The sequence below is a fragment of the Lactobacillus sp. ESL0230 genome (assembly GCF_003692805.1).
Classification (GTDB): domain Bacteria; phylum Bacillota; class Bacilli; order Lactobacillales; family Lactobacillaceae; genus Lactobacillus; species Lactobacillus bombicola.
In genome coordinates this window covers 24,668-42,012 of sequence record NZ_REHI01000001.1, presented here as the reverse complement: position 1 = coordinate 42,012, position 17,345 = coordinate 24,668, and the positions used below count along the sequence as shown (strand labels likewise).

14 protein-coding genes and 3 pseudogenes are annotated in these 17,345 nt (G+C 32.5%); 3 read left to right on the top strand and 14 right to left on the bottom strand.

All coding sequences use genetic code 11. From position 1 onward, the window contains the following. The 7 genes and pseudogenes from F5ESL0230_RS08520 to F5ESL0230_RS00185 all read right to left on the bottom strand — a co-directional run. Positions 1–89: pseudogene (locus tag F5ESL0230_RS08520) on the bottom strand (xylulose 5-phosphate 3-epimerase); the annotation flags it as partial. Beyond that, on the bottom strand, positions 79–1,620 hold the full coding sequence (locus F5ESL0230_RS00210; RefSeq protein WP_122021095.1) for an FGGY-family carbohydrate kinase: 1,542 nt from the start codon (positions 1,618–1,620) through the stop codon (positions 79–81). The gene F5ESL0230_RS00210 and the pseudogene F5ESL0230_RS08520, both read right to left, overlap by 11 nt. 11 nt (positions 1,621–1,631) lie before the next feature. Continuing rightward, complete coding sequence (locus tag F5ESL0230_RS00205; protein ID WP_122021094.1) at positions 1,632–2,633, bottom strand: hypothetical protein; 1,002 nt, start codon at positions 2,631–2,633, stop codon at positions 1,632–1,634. A 115-nt stretch (positions 2,634–2,748) separates the two neighbouring features. Then, positions 2,749–3,705: an NAD(P)-dependent oxidoreductase gene (locus tag F5ESL0230_RS00200; protein ID WP_122021093.1), complete on the bottom strand. Its 957-nt coding sequence runs from the start codon at positions 3,703–3,705 to the stop codon at positions 2,749–2,751. Positions 3,706–3,720: 15 nt separating this feature from the next. Beyond that, positions 3,721–4,692 (bottom strand): amidohydrolase family protein, encoded by a 972-nt coding sequence (locus F5ESL0230_RS00195; RefSeq protein ID WP_090093263.1) that lies wholly within the window; start codon positions 4,690–4,692, stop codon positions 3,721–3,723. A 19-nt stretch (positions 4,693–4,711) separates the two neighbouring features. Beyond that, complete coding sequence (locus F5ESL0230_RS00190; RefSeq protein ID WP_122021092.1) at positions 4,712–6,166, bottom strand: PTS galactitol transporter subunit IIC; 1,455 nt, start codon at positions 6,164–6,166, stop codon at positions 4,712–4,714. A 16-nt stretch (positions 6,167–6,182) separates the two neighbouring features. Further along, the gene (locus tag F5ESL0230_RS00185; RefSeq protein WP_122021091.1) at positions 6,183–6,914 is read right to left on the bottom strand and encodes a sugar phosphate isomerase/epimerase; all 732 of its coding nucleotides are present in this window, start codon (positions 6,912–6,914) and stop codon (positions 6,183–6,185) included. A 133-nt stretch (positions 6,915–7,047) separates the two neighbouring features. On the opposite strand from F5ESL0230_RS00185, the gene F5ESL0230_RS00180 reads away from it, so the two are divergent. Then, the gene (locus F5ESL0230_RS00180; RefSeq protein WP_122021090.1) at positions 7,048–8,052 is read left to right on the top strand and encodes a substrate-binding domain-containing protein; all 1,005 of its coding nucleotides are present in this window, start codon (positions 7,048–7,050) and stop codon (positions 8,050–8,052) included. A gap of 1,005 nt (positions 8,053–9,057) precedes the next feature. Here F5ESL0230_RS00180 and F5ESL0230_RS00175 read toward each other — a convergent pair. Beyond that, positions 9,058–9,486 carry a hypothetical protein gene (locus tag F5ESL0230_RS00175; RefSeq protein WP_147440860.1) on the bottom strand — a complete coding sequence of 143 codons (429 nt, stop codon included), beginning with the start codon at positions 9,484–9,486 and terminating at the stop codon, positions 9,058–9,060. A 16-nt stretch (positions 9,487–9,502) separates the two neighbouring features. After that, the gene (locus F5ESL0230_RS00170) at positions 9,503–9,718 is read right to left on the bottom strand and encodes a helix-turn-helix transcriptional regulator (RefSeq protein WP_122021098.1); all 216 of its coding nucleotides are present in this window, start codon (positions 9,716–9,718) and stop codon (positions 9,503–9,505) included. Positions 9,719–9,919: 201 nt separating this feature from the next. Between F5ESL0230_RS00170 and lepB the strand changes: the two are divergent. Then, positions 9,920–10,424: pseudogene (gene lepB, locus F5ESL0230_RS00165) on the top strand (signal peptidase I). A gap of 92 nt (positions 10,425–10,516) precedes the next feature. After that, positions 10,517–10,801, top strand: coding sequence for a hypothetical protein (locus tag F5ESL0230_RS00160; protein ID WP_122021088.1), 285 nt, complete (start codon positions 10,517–10,519; stop codon positions 10,799–10,801). A 314-nt stretch (positions 10,802–11,115) separates the two neighbouring features. Here F5ESL0230_RS00160 and F5ESL0230_RS00155 read toward each other — a convergent pair whose 3' ends face one another. The 5 genes and pseudogenes from F5ESL0230_RS00155 to F5ESL0230_RS00130 form a co-directional block, all read right to left on the bottom strand. After that, positions 11,116–11,988 (bottom strand): hypothetical protein, encoded by an 873-nt coding sequence (locus F5ESL0230_RS00155; RefSeq protein WP_158593039.1) that lies wholly within the window; start codon positions 11,986–11,988, stop codon positions 11,116–11,118. A 25-nt stretch (positions 11,989–12,013) separates the two neighbouring features. Then, positions 12,014–12,646 carry an HIT family protein gene (locus tag F5ESL0230_RS00150; protein WP_122021086.1) on the bottom strand — a complete coding sequence of 211 codons (633 nt, stop codon included), beginning with the start codon at positions 12,644–12,646 and terminating at the stop codon, positions 12,014–12,016. A gap of 21 nt (positions 12,647–12,667) precedes the next feature. Further along, a pseudogene (locus tag F5ESL0230_RS08515) lies at positions 12,668–13,861 on the bottom strand (aminotransferase class V-fold PLP-dependent enzyme). Between the two features lie 215 nt (positions 13,862–14,076). Then, positions 14,077–14,259, bottom strand: coding sequence for a hypothetical protein (locus F5ESL0230_RS00135; RefSeq protein ID WP_233551628.1), 183 nt, complete (start codon positions 14,257–14,259; stop codon positions 14,077–14,079). Between the two features lie 296 nt (positions 14,260–14,555). Continuing rightward, positions 14,556–17,345 (bottom strand): DEAD/DEAH box helicase, encoded by a 2,790-nt coding sequence (locus F5ESL0230_RS00130; protein WP_122021083.1) that lies wholly within the window; start codon positions 17,343–17,345, stop codon positions 14,556–14,558.

Genomic DNA, 17,345 nt, shown 5'->3' with positions numbered 1-17,345 from the left:
CCTAAGTCATGTGTTAATTCAAACGTTTCCCGCCAGGATAGATCTTGTGGTAAAGCTTTTTCGTAAATTCCGAGTGCATTAGTTGTCATGATGCACATTCAACTCCTTTTTTAACTTGCTTAAATTATTCCAGGCACCATCTAGCGCTTGTAATAATGAACAATAAACTTGATATTTTTGATTATAAATCTTAGTTTCTTCACGACATGGTTGATATTGAGCTGTTACTTGCGTCATTTTACCTACTGCAGTCGGTAGATCAGGATAAACGCCACGGCCAACGGCACAAGTTATAGCTCCCCCTAAGCCTCCTAATTCAGTTGCAGCAGTGATTTCAACTGGCAAGTTTAAGACATCTGCAAACATTTGGACCCAATGTTTAGAGTTACATGCCCCACCAGACACTCTAATTGCAGTAGGATTATGACCCAATATTTTTAATAACTGATCCAGATGATAACGGTGGGCAAAGCAAATCCCTTCATAAACTGCTCGAATCATCTCAGTTTTAGTGGTCGAACTTTGCAAACCAATAAAGGCACCTTCAGCATTTGGATTTACATTACTACCATATAAAAATGGAAAGAAAAATAATTGAGCATAATCTGCCTTGGTGGTATCTAGCATTTGCTCCAAATAATCATAAATTGACTTATGATTTTGCTTAGCATTTTGAATTTCATCTGCTAGCAAAATTTTGAGCATCATATCAAGATTACCGGCAGAAGTTGGACTTGATGCTTCAATTAAGTTATCACCAGTAGGAAAAATAGAATTCATTAAGCCTGAGTCAAGTGGTGCCAACTGGTGACTAGGAAAGATATTCATATTCCACGTTCCAGCAATCATACTAAATAAACTATCATCTAAGACACCAGTTGCTAGGGCACAAGCATCAATATCGAACATCCCGCCATAAACTGGTGTGCCACTGACTAACCCTGTTATTTTAGCTGCCTGACTTGTTATATGCCCTGCTAAATCAGTTGCATTAATCAATGGTGGTAACTTAGCAGAAATTTCTGAAATACCAAAGAAATCATATAATCTTGTATCGTATTGCTTAGTTGTCAAATTAATTAAATTATTACCAGATGCATCCCCTAGCTCCTGCAAAATATTACCGGTTAAAAGATACCGAATAAAATCTTTATTAGATAGGATATAGCCAATTTGATTGTACTTAGCCGGTTGATTATCTTTTAACCAACGCAAAATAACCGGTGCCTGACTAGCCATGATTTGTTGATGACTAAGCGCATAAATTTTTACTAGTTGCTGATTTAACTCAGTTGCAATACCTTTAGCTCGATTATCCGTCGACAAAATACCATTCATAAATATTTTGCCTTCATTATCAAGCGCATATAATCCTTTACCATGACCCACTACTGTGACTGCACTAATTTGCGCTGCTTTTAAGTGGGCATTATGCAAAGCCTCTTGAATCACACGACCAATATCTACTAATAAAGTTGACAATTTAATTTCTTGAAAGTCTGGTTGGGGAGATATACGCTTGGTTGGAAACGAAGCCAAGCCTAGTTGTTGCCCTAATTCATTGCAAATGACGACCTTAGTATTAGTTCCACCATTATCAATAGTCAAAAAATAATTCATTGTACTTCACCTTATTTGTCACAAATTTGATAGATGGCCACTTCATTGGCTTCACGGTTAGCTGATAGTAAATATTGTTGTTGTTCCTTTTGATAAACTAACACATTACTTGGGCCAAGATGACTAGCTAATAAATCGCCAGTTAAATCAACATTTTTTATCAGTTTTAACCCCTGTGCTCCTGAACGCCAACCAAATAAAAAGTAGTTATGGCCCTTAATTTCTCCACCCCATAGTGCATGCCCGAAAGGGGTTTCTTTAGTAGTTCTTGCTAGAGTATGGAAATTGTTATCATACATTCTTAAATAAGAGCCATGAAATCCATCAATTGCCAAATATTCTAATTGTCCATCATCATTAAGATCAGTTGCTACAATATCAGAAGTTGCAATACTTGATAATTGTTGCAGTTGCCAATCATCCACTTTAGTTGGGTAATCTAAGCGAAATATACCTTCTTCACCAGTAATTAAAGAATAACCTGCCATCCTTTGATAACCATGATTTTTGGTAATTCTAATTGGTAAAGCCTTTAAAGCGGTAATTTTTTGCGGTTTATCTTTATAAATACCTACCCAGACTTTTCCAGGATCAGACCAATCATTCGTATTTTTTTTAGAATTAGCAATTGAACAGCCGATATACCAATAATCGTCTTTAGTTTTGGGGATAATATCAAAGCGGTGAATATAGGGAAACTCCCCCACAATACTTTGATCCCAACCTTGCCCATTGAAAGTTTCTTTTACAATCCGGCAATGTAAAGAATTAAAGCCTGGATAAAACTTTTGCGTTGCTAAAAAATTTAATGTTCCTGGTATCTGAACCATAGTCATTGTTCCACCAATGTCTGACCAAACAGTGGACTTGTTAAAATTACTATTTAAATCATAAGCATAGCATGGCTGATTTTCTTCTGAAGCTACTATGATAAAATCACGATTTAAGGCTTGTAATCGCATAATTGCATAACAATGATCAAGCTGATCACTAAAAATTTTATTAAATTCCATACTTCTACCTCAGTTATAATTTTTGAAAAAAGGAATCCCCTCCTAGCACGAAACTATTTGGGGGATTCCTCAATAATTGAGCCAAATACCAGTGTTACTGGTAAAAGATAAGCTATTATTTATTAACTTGGTTTAGTGGTTTCTTATCACGTAAATATGAAATCAAATTCTGCGAGGCTTCACGTGCAATCGTTGTCCGCGATTCTAAAGTACCCGTTCCAGCATGCGGTGATAGAACAACATTATCTAAATCACGTAAAGCTTGTGGAATATCTGGTTCAGTTTCATAAACATCAAGACCTGCTCCTGCAATATCACCATTTTTAAGGGCTGCAATCAAGTCAGTTTGTTTAATCAATTGTCCCCGCGCCGCATTAATGATGTAAGCTGTATCTTTCATCTTTTTAAATACTTCCGCGTTAAAAATTCCATTGGTTGAAGGAAGGGCTGGGGCATGCAAAGTAATTACATCTGAAGTTTGAACTAAGGTATCAAAATCCACATATTTAACATCTAATTTTGCTTCTAATTCAGGAGTTAAGCGATGGGCATCATTATAAATAACTTTCATACCGAATACTTGCGCAAATTTAGCTACTTCAGAGCCAATACGCCCCATACCATAAACACCAAGAGTTTTACCCTGTAAACTCATCCCCATATACTGTGGTTCAGAGACATCAATCCATTGCCCGCTGCGCACAACTTTATCATAAAAATGAAGATGTCTAACTGTTGCCAATAAGAGGGTAAAAGTCATTTCTGCTGTTGGAACGCGTACACCTTGAGGACAGTTTGCTACCACAATACCCTTTTGCTTAGCATATTCAATATCAATATGGTCAAAGCCAACTCCATTAGCAGTAATAATTTTGAGGTTAGTACCGGCATCGATCAGTTCTCGATCACCCTTCATCCCCATAATTAATAATCCTTCGTATTCAGATAAATGTTCTAAAACCCATTCACGCGTCTCTTTTTCTGGGTCATAAGTAACATCAAAATTTTGTTTCAGTTCAGTTAAACCTGCTTCAGGAATAATTCCTGTGACTAATACTTTTATTTTACTCATCTTTTTACTTCCTTACTATATCTTCTTCAAAACTGGGTCTTCACTATCACGAACTGCTTGTATATTTTGCGGTTTGAAATAAATCCGGTTAGCATTATTATACATAACATCTTCTAATTCCGATGCAGTAAAGATATCAGTTTCTTCTAACCAAGTTGCTAAATTATGATATGAGTTAAAAGTCGAAGACCATGGTGAATCGGTTCCCCAAAGAATTCTTTTAGCCCCCAAAATATCTTTTGCTAAAGCTACATCTTTTTGACAGCGCGGAAATGGAAATTCTGTTTCATGTTCAATATCTTGAATTGCCGCAATTTCAGTAGTTATATTATTATATGGTTCCCATTGCTCTAAAGCATTAGCTAAACGATTCAAATGATCAGCACTAGGGAATGATAAATGACAAACCACAAAATCCAATTTAGGATATCGTTGTGCTAAATTAACAATTGCTTCGGGTTGATAGCTAAATTGCGTATAGTCACCATAATCAACGGTAATCACAAATCCAGGATAATCAGCAAAGTAGTGGAACATTTTACCTAATTCTGGTGAAGTATCTAAACGAAATGGATGATGATAACCATGTAACCCACCACCTTGACTAATTTCTAACTTAATTGCCCGAAAACCTAAGTCTTCTACATGCCGGCGAACAATTTCCATTGCATTATCGGCAAAGGGATCAACTGAAAAGGCTGCAATAAATTTATCAGGATATTTTTTAACAGCTTGATAAGAATAATAATTTTGAAAGCCATATAAGCTGCCCTGAAGCAAAACTGCCTTTTCAACCTCATCGTCTTCCATTACTTTTAAAGCCGATTCGGCAGTAAAATTATCGTCACCCCAGCCTTCAGGAATCAAATTAAGAAACATCCCATTGTCCCAAATTGCCTGACCTTTGCCTAGGGGAGTCATTCTCCCCTTAGCAGATAAACCAGCTAACGAGCGCACTAAATGCATGTGTCCATCAATTTTTTTCATAATAATTATCTCCTTTCGATTAATAAGTTATTTTTTCATCACTACCAGAATAACCTCTATTTTTATCTGCCATTTTACTTAAATATTGCCAAATTTGTGGACGATACCGCCGTAAAGCAAATAATAATGCCAAATAAATTAAAACTACTAAGCCAATTAACAATGGATTTTGCGAAACAAACGCCGCAAATACTAAAGCATTCAGGGGGCGAGCCATTAAATTAAAGCTGGTAATCAAGACTATACCCGCTGGAAGGGCAACGCCGTAATGAGAGACTGCTCCCGTATAAAAACTACCGAGCCAGCTAGAAGCATATAATCCCAAACTAAACCAAACAATTCCATTAGCAATTACTTTTAAGATATTCCCCCGAGTTAGAGCAACAATCGATTCAACCATGAACGGTAAGGAAATCAAATCAACAATTGGCAGAGTTTTATTACCTGGAAGGATAAAGGCTATTAAAACCATAATAGGAATTAAAATTACACCTGAAATAATTGTAGCAGGCTCACCATACCCAACTCCATCATCAACCCCCAAGAACCACCGCTTTTTATTAGTAGTCTCACTAACACTTTCCTTAGCTTCAGCCGTATTTTTGTGCGTATTTTTATCAATTTCGTCTGCTAAAGGCGTAAAGGCTTTCGAAAAGACATTAGTAATTAAGGGGAAAATAGTCATAACAGCGGACAATTGTACCGCTACTGAAAAAATTTGTCCCCATGCTGCTAAAGAACCTAGGCTATTTAAATTACCTAAAATTCCAATAATTAGTCCTAGTAGGGCCCCTAAAGTAGTCGGTTCACCAAAAACACCTAGCTTATTTTTGAAATATTCAGGGGTCATTTTAACCTTGTTAAACCCTAATAAGTTCCACAAAGGATCTAGTAAAATTGCCGGTATAACTTGTTCAATATTGTGCAAAGACGCTACGGAGGCATTCTTGACCCCGTAATAATCTGACCAACGATCAGCTTGAATTTCAGCTAAAACTAAAGTATAAAGTAACATGAAAAATGATAACCCTAGTGATAGCCAAAAATTATGAGTAACATAATAACAGGTTGTGCCCCAAATCATAAAACCAAAATTATTCCATAAATTGGAAGCCATAAAAATTTTAGTAATGCCAAAGGCAAACAATAACAATTCAGCTATCAAGCCAAAGACGAAAAAACTTAGTCCAACTGATGAGCCAAAAGAGGCTAATGAACCTGCTTGCCAACCAATATCAACAATTGGTAATTTGATTCCTGTGTTGTTAACCATTTGCTTGATAATTTTGGTTATCGTCGGCGTAAAGGCTTGAATTATCCAACCAAATCCCGTTAAGCCCACGCCTGCATAAAATGCACTCATCATGGCAGTTTTAGGCTTAACCTTTAAACATAGTGCGACAATAAAAATCATGACTGGCACAACTACACTCGCACCAAAAACTTGAAAAATACGATTAACAGTTTCTAACACACCCTCATCCCCTTAACTATGAAGTTAACTGCTTAACTAACTGCAAATCTGACTCTAGCTGTTCTGATTTTGCCGCATATTCAAAACCAAAATAATTAGCTTGTGGTAACATAGCCAAAATTTCTCTCCAGTTTAGTTCACCTGTAGTTAAGCTTGTTACCACTTTTTGGTTACCGATAGTTCGAATATTTTTTAAATGAATGTACCCTGTAAAATCAGCTAAAGCCTCAGCTGCGGTATAGACATCCGTCGCCAACCAGCTCCAGTTAGCAATATCAAAGCAATACTTAATCCCCAAAGAAGATCCCTGCTCTAAGAAAGCCTTAGTTTGGTATAAGTCACTTTCAATTGGAGTTTGATTATCTTCAATATATAATTTAAAAGATCCATCAAGTATTCCTTTTAATTCTTGATACCAACCATCGTTTGTTGGATTAAACTCACCTAAGTTCATTTTTAAATGAGTAGCACCTAATTCATGCATTTGTTCTAAATACACCGACAACTTAGAATTTAGCTGTTGCTTGTTAAATAAAACATCGCCTACGCTGTAATAAACTTTATATTTATTTGTTTTAGCAATCTGCGCTATATCCTGTAATTCCTGCTTTGAACCATTTAGAAGTTCACTCCGAATTTCAATTGCTTCAAAGCCTAAATTTTGTGCTACTTTAACGTATTTCACTTGCTCAACAGCAGTTTTTTTATTTTGAAAAGCTGCTGTATTAACAATAAAGTGATTAGTCACCTGCTCACCTACCTTTACTGCTTAATTGATTAGCATATCAACTATGTTAATCGGTTAACTATTTAGTACAACTTGATTCTTAGTCAAATAAAAATTACGATATATTTAAGATAATATTGATTGAGGTTTAATTATGGAAAAACTAACTATTAGAGATATTGCAACTATGGCCAAGGTATCAACTGCTACAGTTTCAAATTATCTCAATGGCAACTACGATCGGATGTCACTAAAAACACGCAAACATTTAAATCAAATAATCAGTCATACCAATTTTAGGCCTAATTCAACCGCGCGAAATTTAGCCAAGAATGAAAATAAAACAATTGGGGTTTCTATTGCTGATATTACTAATCCCTTCACTTCACAAGTATTATCAGGTATTTATGAACAATGTGATAATTACAATTATCGCGTATTATTCACTAATGCTGCTAATAGTGAGCAAAAAGAAATCGATAATATTACACGCTTAAAAAATGATGGCGTAGCTGGAATCATCGTTGATCCAGTTAATCCTGACAGCCCCATCTATCAATCCCTCTCAAACCAAAATACAGTCATGGTTGACCGCCAATCTTCTAATTTAATTATTGACACAGTTGCAACGGATAATATGGCATCAGTACAAGAATTGGTGCAAAAAATGCAAGCCAAGCACTACGACAACCTTTATTTTGTTACTTGGCCTTTCCAAAATATTAGCACTCGAACCCAACGCTACCAAGGCTTCATCAAAGCAACTCACTATTCTACTTTAAACCATTTAGTTGCCGTGCCCCATCATGGGAAAAAAGTAGAATATCAACAATTTACTCAGAATATTAATACCATAATGGAACAAAATACTACTGCTAAAATTGGCTTCTTTTGCATGAATGCTCGCGTACTCTTACATTTACTGCGCACTATGCAACAACTAAATTTTTCTTATCCAGAAGATTATGGCGTAGCAACTTATGAAGAATTTGATTGGATGCAAGTAATGACTCCACCAATTAGCTGCATTCAGCAAAATTCTGAGGCAATTGGTAAAACTGCCATGCATATTCTCCGACAGAAATTGGAACATAAGCAGGCGTCTAAACCACAGCTGAAATTAATTCCTACAAAGCAAATCCTACACGATAGTTTTTAATTACTCTTTTTAATAAAATTAATGCTTATAAAATTTAGTTAACCGGTTAACAAACTTTATAAGTATAATTGTATGCGCTTTCTATATTTTGTCAAGAAAATATTGCAAACACTTTCACAATTTTTGCAACATTTTATAATTTCCTAGGAAATGACCCATTTAAGCCATACTTAACTAATTACTACCGCTTAATCTCTATCTGCACTAGTATCAATTATTTTTGCAAACTTGCCTGGAACACTTAATCGTGCTTTAATATCTTTAATTTAAAATCAGTAAATTAGTTAGGATAAAAGCAAAAATTAGTTAGGATAAAAGCAATGAGAGTCTAATTCAATAAATTCATAAGCTTAGGAGCAAGACGATAGATTAACCAAACTAACTCAAAATAGCTTATTTCAATTAAAAAATTAGTTCCAAACATAAGAATAGTAACTACAACTCCTAACCTTACAATCATAAGACTTACTTTAGAATATATCTTCAATAATGATAAATTACTTTTTAGGCAGTAAGAAATATTAAACAACTAATATCAATTGTGCCAATAATTATAAAATGAATTAGATTTTATCAAAATTAACATTGTAGAACCTAACAAAATTCCAGCTAGTAAGTTTCCAACAATAGGTAAGAATTTGAAATAACTAAATAATTCGCCCAATATCTAATAAAATCAAGATATATTGGCTAATAAAGTTTATTGATTACCTTTTCCCAAGCTAAAAAAACTTTCAAGCTATCTCTTTGGGTCAAGAGATAAATCTCGAAAGTTTTGCATTACTGTAAACCCCTACCACAAATTTTTTATTTGCCCTAATTATAACGAAATAATTAGTTGGTTACAATATTCAACCTTTTTCAAATGTATAATCATGTAAGCGACAATTAAACTTTACCTTCTTAATTAATATATTTCTAAAATTAATAAATTTCAGTATCAAATAAAACCATCTAAAGTTAAATTTAAAAATAAACTATTATTATTTTTAAAAAAACATTTACTTATTTTCGTAGGTAATTATATAGACCCAAAATTAATTCAATTAAAAGTAATAAATTCCATAACCCTACCAACACTGCAGATATAATAACTATAACCATTACTTGTTCATTATATCCTACACTCTTACTTAAAATCATACCCCAAGCAAAAAGACCATAGCCAATCACAAATAATAATACCTTAGTAATTCTATATGCCTGCTGATCTACTTTCATCGTTAGATACCTATCGCGTTCATCATCATCTTGACTGGTACCCACATCTTTTGCACGAAAAAAACTACCAATAGTCACAATGATAGCTAAGACTAGCCATACACTATCTTTAAGCAGTTTAATCCACTCAACTTTATATAAAAAATCTCGCCCTAATTCATACAGGCTCAGGACTGAACATAATAAAAAGAAAAATGTTTCTAAATAGTACATCAATTTCCTTTTTTGATTATTTTTTTTCATTCTCAAAGTACTCCTGCAAGCAAAATAAGGTTTCAATATTAGTAGCAAATATCTGTGCTAACTTATAAGCTAAAATAATTGATGGTTGATAGCGTTCTTGCTCAATTGAATTTATTGTCAGTTCATTTACCCCTACTTTTTCAGCAAGTAAAGCTTGAGTTAATTTTCGCTTTTCTCTTTCTTTTTTAACTAAGTTTTTGATAATACCATATCCTTTTTTTAGACGATTATGTTAATTTTATAATTAATATTATATTAAATTAATCAAGCTATAACATTAATTGGATCTCAAAATATACTTTAATTGAGATATAATAAAAAATAAGCGGAGGATAATTTATGAATACAAATAAAACCACTAAAAAAGAAAGTTGGGGGAAAATTTGTCTTTGATGTCATCGTTATGACGATAATTACTCTGGGAATCTTTTTTCTTTTATTACAATTTGTGATTTCAAATAATCGTGTTTCAGGAGCATCTATGCAACCTAACTTTGAAGATAATGACCGCTTGGTTACATGGCGTAACTTTTCATCTAAGCACAATGATGTCGTGGTGCTACGTGCCCCAAAAACTACTTAAGGCGTTCCTAGAGCCCTTTACGTAAAACGAATTATTGGACTTCCTGGCGATACCATTATTTCTAAAAGTGATCAAATGTATATCAATGGCAAATTATTACCAGAACCATACTTAAACAACCATTTTAAAAAAGCTGACAAAGATGCAGGTGAACCCTTTACCACTAATTTTACTTATAAAGTCCCTCAAGGATATGACTTTGTAAAGGGCGAATACCGTGATATTTCCAGAGATTCCCGCTTTTTTGGACCAGTTAAACTTAGTGCCATTAATTGGAAAAGTTGTTTTTCGGTACTATCCCTTTAATAAAATTCAAAGCTATTGATCCACATTAAAAATTAGCAATTGCTTATAACGCTTAATTGTGCTTTAATATCTTTAATTTAAAATTAGCAAATTAGTTAGGGGGGACTTAAATTGAATGCATTTAAATCACATTTAGCAAATAATCAAATAAAATATAAAAACAGATCACCTAAGCAAAAAGCCGTTAATCGAATTCAGATGCTTTGGTCATTTTTTTGGGCATTAATGGCTATACTATTTCGACAAGAAATATTTGACTTTTGTCATAGTATCAATTATTTGCGTCAGCTTCCTAGCTCTTTAATAATCATCATTTATGGTTTACTCCTAGCCTTTTTATGTGCTTCTACCTGGAATTTTTTTAAAAAGAGTACGATTGATTTACTTGAAAAATAAACAAATTTAAAATACAAAAAAGTAGTCTCACGACTACTTTTTTAATGTCCATAATAATGTTAAAGGCTATGTGACAGCAATAATTTTTAAGTTCCGATTGTGTTCTTAATTATCCTTTACAAATAAAAATTATCCTTAATTTATCTGCCTAAAACATTGGTAAATCAAGGATAATTAATTTAAATAATTCTTCTAAATGGACTAGAAGCACGTAGTTTTATCATAGCTTTTATTACTAAACTAGCCTTTATATATTAATTTATAAAAGTTGTGTGGCTATTTTTGTGGTCACTATAGCTTATATCATAATTTAATTATTTGGATATTAGCGCTAACCCAAAAATACAAATAATCAGCAGCACATCAGAAAAATGGATTTTTTCCTTTAATGCAAAACTACCAAAAATAACACTATATAAATTGGTCATATTGAGAAAAATCCACGCAATTCCCGAATTAGGCGATGATGTTGCTAACGTATACGTCGCTTGTGCCAGTATTGTCAAAACTGCACGAGCACCATAAATCCCAAAAATCTGTTTGTTAATTTTTACACCCTTAATGCGCAAACCATGATGCTTAACCCAAAAAGTAATAATTGTGATGAAACAACGAATATAAATTGTAGCAATCGTAAAGTATACTAAATCAACCGGCCTTATAACGCCTTTAGTTAATAATGGCGATAGTGCTGCTTGTACAATCAACAGGGGACCAATAACCATAAATGTTTTTAACAAAGTTGACACATTCATCTGACTGTGTCTCTGCTTAAAAATAATGTAGCAAACTACAATAATAGTAGATATAATTGAAATCAAATATGCCGACTTGTTAAAGTAACCCATGGTTAAACAGATGGCTAAGGGAATAAACAAGTCGGTCATTTTGCTTAAAACAATTGATTGCATTATCGTTACTCTTTTAAAAACATAACTGTAACCATACGCAACCAACTGTGCAAGCAAACCATAAATAATAATTTTGCCAACATAGTTTCCCGTTATTTTGGTCGTAGGAAACTTATTTAACAAGCCAATTAAAAATATGGTTACTAATGCCGTACTGCAAAGATTATTCAAAAAATTTACAGTAATTGAACTTTGATGGCGGTATCCCATCTGATACCGATCAATTACTGAGATTATTCCCCTGGACAAAGATGACATTATTGCAAATGCAATCAATAAAAAATTGCTTATTACCATATTATTAGTATTCCAACTTTTCACTTAAAAATGATTGTTCTAACTTTTTTCTAGTCATTTTTATCTGTTCCCAATTTGGATATTTATTATAATCTGCAAGTTCAGGTTTTCCAACAGCGTCTGCTAATAATGTCCTTAAATATTGCCTTGGTATAGGTCTAGAAATTTGAAAAAGATATTCTTGATTATTAGCATTTTCAAAATAAAGATATTGGCCTAATTCATAATATTTTTTAAACATGTCTTCTGGGTTATCTAGCTTTATTGAGGCTAACCCATATTCAACCATTGACTTCTTCAAATCAACATTTATTGGAATTGCATGAACATGTGCATGATAACACAGTTCTTCTCCTGGTTGAACATGACAATATCCTGCTCTTCCATGTTCAAAAAATATACAATTACCATAAATTTGAATCAACTTTTTTCTAACTAAATTTTTAAGGCTTAAATATTCTGCTTGTAATTCCTTAGGTATTGCACCAATACAATTATAATGATCATTCGGAACAATAAGTGAATATCCTTCTACTATTGGACCAGATGTAGCCCAAAGCGTAAAATTTTTTGATCTGTAATATACTTGATTTGTACTTTCATCACAAAAAGTACAAAAATCTTTTATATTTTTCATAGTATCAATTCTCCGCAACAATTAATTAAAATCATAAATGCTTGGATTAGTATATATATTTGGTATATTGATATTTCGTACATTATCTAAGTTATTTATAACTTCAGAAATATAATTAACTATATCATCTATTTCATCTTCAGTATTAAAATGTGACATACTTACTCGTACACAGCCAAAAGGATTAGTTTTTAAGAATTCATGAATAAATGGGGCACATATAATTCCTGACCTAGTCTTAATATCCACATCTTTTAATAAAAAAGTAGATAATCTTGAGGGAATAATTCCTTTTATGTTAAATGAAACTATACCAACAGGGTTGGGTTTAGAATAAATTGAAAGATTATCTAACTTTGATAGTTCTTTTATTAATAAGCCTGTCTTTTTTACTAGTTCATTCGAAATTTCAGATATACCTATTTTATTCAGATAGTCTATACCATATGATAGTGAACCAATACCAATAGTATTCATCGTACCTGCTTCATATTCTAATGGTGCTCCCTTGGGCTGAACCAGTAATTCTGATAAAACTCCAGTGCCACCCACTTTAAAGGGTCTAATTTCTATTTCAGGATTAATATAATATCCGCCAATCCCAGTTATACCCATTAACGCCTTGTGCCCTGTAAATGCAATAAAATCTGCATTAATTTTTTTATTATCAATTGGAATATGGCCTATAGTTTGTTACGCATCCACTAAAAAACGTGTATTTGGATATTCTTTTAATTTTTGCCCAATTTTTTCGACATTTTGAACAGTTCCTGTAACATTAGCGGCATGATTTACTATCACTAGCTTAGTGTTCTCATCAACAGCATTGATAACTTCATCAGGCTCAACATATCCATAACAGTCAGACTTTACCCAAGAAATTTTTACATTTCTTTCTTTACGCAGTCTAATTAATGGTCTAACAACAGAATTATGTTCAATTGCAGTTGAAACAACGTGATCCCCCTCTTTAAGAAAGCCATCAATTATCATGTTAAGTGAATCTGTTGCATTAGACGAAAAAATTATACTTGTTGGAAAATCAACGTTTAATAATTTTGCTAATTTCTTACGAGTCTCAAATATTATATCTGTTTTTTCGGTATTCGCTGTTCGCATAGAACTTCCAGTTGAATTTTCAATTAGATTTGCAACTCCTTTTTTAACTATCTCTGGCTTAGGAAAAGAAGTTGAAGCATTATCAAAATATATCATTAGTACCTCCATAAACTACTGTTAGTACAAATTATCAACATAAGTAATTTTAAATTTTAATAATTTTACTTCTTTATTTAAATTTTGTAAAGCGCTAACATGAATATCAACAAACTAATATAATTTATTACTAATATAATTTATTACTAATATAATTTATTACTAATATTAATCTATAAAGTTTTCGAATGTTTACTAAATAAAAAATATTAATTTTATTTATGCACTCTACTATTCATAACTAAATCTGATATTTCAATATTCCTATCTTCATCTACATGCACATAGGTTTTCATAAACATTTTAACTGTATGACCCATACGACTTGCTGCCCACGGATAAGACATTCCTGGAGTATTGCCTAACTTAGTCGCTACTGTATGCCGACAAGTGTACATGCTAATATTTATTGTGAATCAGAAACATCTTTACCACACAAAAATTATCTAATTCTATTTTTGTGGCAGTTGTGTGGCAAAAGTTAAATATTAACAACTTTACATAACTATCAACTAAAAATAAAAAACACGAAAAAAGCCCATTATCAAGATATTTATATAACCTCAATAATAGACTTCTTAAAGTTAATTTATAAAAACTTATGCGACTAGAAGCATAGAAGTCTTGCAACTCCTCTGCTCTTAAATCAACATTACTAATACATTTCTATAAAACTGTGTGGCAGATATTGTGGTTAATCTTCAAAAACCCCATATTCGTTAAAAATATGATTTAATTCTTCTAAAGTAACAGCATGCAAAACCTTATCTCGGATAATACTTTTAGCCATATTTAATCTAATAAATCTATTATTTCTGGCTTTGTCTTTTGTTTGTCTTATTAACTCTACTTTGCCGATTTGAATGTTATTTTGTGCATATTTAGCAAATCCTTGAGCTTTTCCTAAATTATCATCTAAAGAAGGATTATGTGGTTCAAGAATATCTACAACGTAGCCAAACTTACTCTTTTCATCTCGTCTAATAATCAAAAAATCTGGATACGCTGGCTTCTCATCACCGTGCAATTTATATGGTATTGTTAAAGACCATGTTTTTCTAGGAGGATTTCTTAACCAACACACAAAATCAGGTCTTCGTTCTTCCTCTTTAATTACTCTTTCTTCCCAACTATTCAAGTCAACCCGAACATATCCATCATCATTAACATATAAATGATCACTATAAAGTTTGCCAGACTTATCAGGAGAAATACTAATTGCTTCGGGTAATCTAAAACTATGTTTACTTACAACATCGCCATCTGAAACTATTCGATCATATTGCTTGATAAACTTTTCTCCCTTATCTAATGTGTATCTCCTATATTGATCATCCAATTTATGAAATTCATTTTCTGCATATGTAAATAATTTTTTTCTACACTCTTCATCTAAAGCATATAAAATTACATGTATTTTAAATGAATCTGGATCATTTTCATCATAATATTTATTACCATAGGCTATTCCAATTCCCTGATCCCCAAGTTTCTTCTCAGCCAAATTAAATTGTCTATCAATATCAGCTTGGGTCGTAGAATACAAGCCTATATCATGACTACCTTGTATTTTTTTACCGAATACATCAAACGACTGTGTTGATAATTCAAATTTTCTAGCCTTATCTGCTAGATAATCATATGTGCTATCAGACTTAATAGAAATGATATAGTTATGTATTTTTTCAACCACATTATTTAAAACACTATCTACAGCACCAGGATAAATACCCGATTGAGTGAGTAAATGAGCTAATTTAAACAATGAGGTTAAATAATTATTGATTTTTGTCGATCTAATATTATATGTTAGTAATCCCATACTATTTATCGCTTTAATAACTTCTTCTCTATTAATCTCTTTGTCAAAATTGTCTTCCGTATTTTGCTGAATATTTACTGCTGAGCTATCTTTATTCCGTTTATCTCTTGTTTCATTAACTACATTAGATTGAATAAATGTAGTTTTCTTAGATAAGCTATCGTTTGTTTTTTGTGTAGTTTCTTTATTATTTTCTGTTGTTTTATAAGCTTCAAAAAATGAAAGTTGATTATCGGCTTCCTTAACTCTAGATCTTTTAGTATATTTTTTTGATGTTGGATGGATAGATAACGTAGTAAAATTACTCTCACCTATTTCTTCTCCATAAACATCTGCAGGAATATTTCCACCTTCTGAATTATGCAATTCTTTCAGTACATCTTGAACTGTAATTTGATCAAAATACGGTAAAAATAGTTTTACGTCATTTAAAGTATCATCAACATTAATATGCATTCTTAAAGGTGTTCTGATCATTCTTCCTAAAAGTTGGGCAATATAAGTTGTATCCACTGCTCTTCTAAAAGAAACCATAGTCTCCGCTCTTGGAGCATCCCAACCAGTTGATAAATTTTCTTTAAAGAAAACCACTTTTATTTTTTTATCATCATTAATTCTTGATGGTTCTATATACTGTACTTTTAAGCCGTTAATTTTCAGATCTGCAGTTTGACCAAAAGTATGAACCACTTCGCCTTCCTTAAATTGAAAACCGCTTCTGTTTTCTATCAACTGAAGACAATCATCAAGATTAGTGTCTGAAATATTATTATGATCTGTACCATTTTTAACTTGAACAACTAACATAGGATTTACATATGCATAATGCTGTTCTTTACAATATTGTTGCCAGTGATCCCACTTGTCTTTCCACGCATCAACTGCAGCTTGTAATACAGCCATATCTCTATTAATGGTCTTTTTTTCAGGATAAGTAACAATAATTCTGTCCTTTAATAGACCTGAAGCTCTAACTTCATCAGTAGTAACTATAACTTTTCGAATAGTAGCTGTTGTTTCACCAATAAGTTTATTAAAACGATCTATTGTGGCCGACATACCAATAATTACTGGAAAAGGTTCTATTTCATTCTTACTGCCTTTGATAAATTTTTGCATAATTGATGTTGCTTTAGATGCATCTTTTACTTGCATTCCTCTATGAGCTTCATCAATTATTAAATATAATCTATCTGATTTATTTTTTATCGTATTATTTAAAGTTTCCCAAATCGTGTAGTTACGTGTATCAGAATGTTTTGTTAAATTACTAGACTTTCCCAGCTTTTGTGTATTTAAGAAATAAACATGTCCATCTTCAAGCATCTCTTCATCAAAACTATCATCAGATATTTCAACCGTTTGTTCTAATGTTATTTTATCTGCTTGTCTATCAATTTTTTCTTTCGATTGTAAATTCAACTCAAGTGAATCTGAAATCCAAAGAAAGATTGCATCAGGTTGGTCATTATATCTAGCTTCACCATTAAAAATTCTTTCAATAAGAGCCGAAGTAATTATAGTTTTCCCTGAACCAGTTGGAGCAGTAAAAGATACTACTTGCGGAATCATGGTTTGTTGATATGCGCCTAAAGAGTTAGCGACGTTATATCGCAACTCATCAACAGCTTTTTTTTGAAAAGGAAATAATTCTACCTTCAT

Bases quoted from the DNA above. Each gene is read 5' to 3' on its own strand.
- F5ESL0230_RS00210 (WP_122021095.1), bottom strand. From the start codon at position 1,620: ATGAATTATTTTTTGACTATTGATAATGGTGGAACTAATACTAAGGTC.
- F5ESL0230_RS00205 (WP_122021094.1), bottom strand. From the start codon at position 2,633: ATGGAATTTAATAAAATTTTTAGTGATCAGCTTGATCATTGTTATGCA.
- F5ESL0230_RS00200 (WP_122021093.1), bottom strand. From the start codon at position 3,705: ATGAGTAAAATAAAAGTATTAGTCACAGGAATTATTCCTGAAGCAGGT.
- F5ESL0230_RS00195 (WP_090093263.1), bottom strand. From the start codon at position 4,692: ATGAAAAAAATTGATGGACACATGCATTTAGTGCGCTCGTTAGCTGGT.
- F5ESL0230_RS00180 (WP_122021090.1), top strand. From the start codon at position 7,048: ATGGAAAAACTAACTATTAGAGATATTGCAACTATGGCCAAGGTATCA.
- F5ESL0230_RS00175 (WP_147440860.1), bottom strand. From the start codon at position 9,486: ATGTACTATTTAGAAACATTTTTCTTTTTATTATGTTCAGTCCTGAGC.
- F5ESL0230_RS00150 (WP_122021086.1), bottom strand. From the start codon at position 12,646: ATGAAAAATATAAAAGATTTTTGTACTTTTTGTGATGAAAGTACAAAT.
- F5ESL0230_RS00135 (WP_233551628.1), bottom strand. From the start codon at position 14,259: ATGTACACTTGTCGGCATACAGTAGCGACTAAGTTAGGCAATACTCCA.
- F5ESL0230_RS00130 (WP_122021083.1), bottom strand. From the start codon at position 17,345: ATGAAGGTAGAATTATTTCCTTTTCAAAAAAAAGCTGTTGATGAGTTG.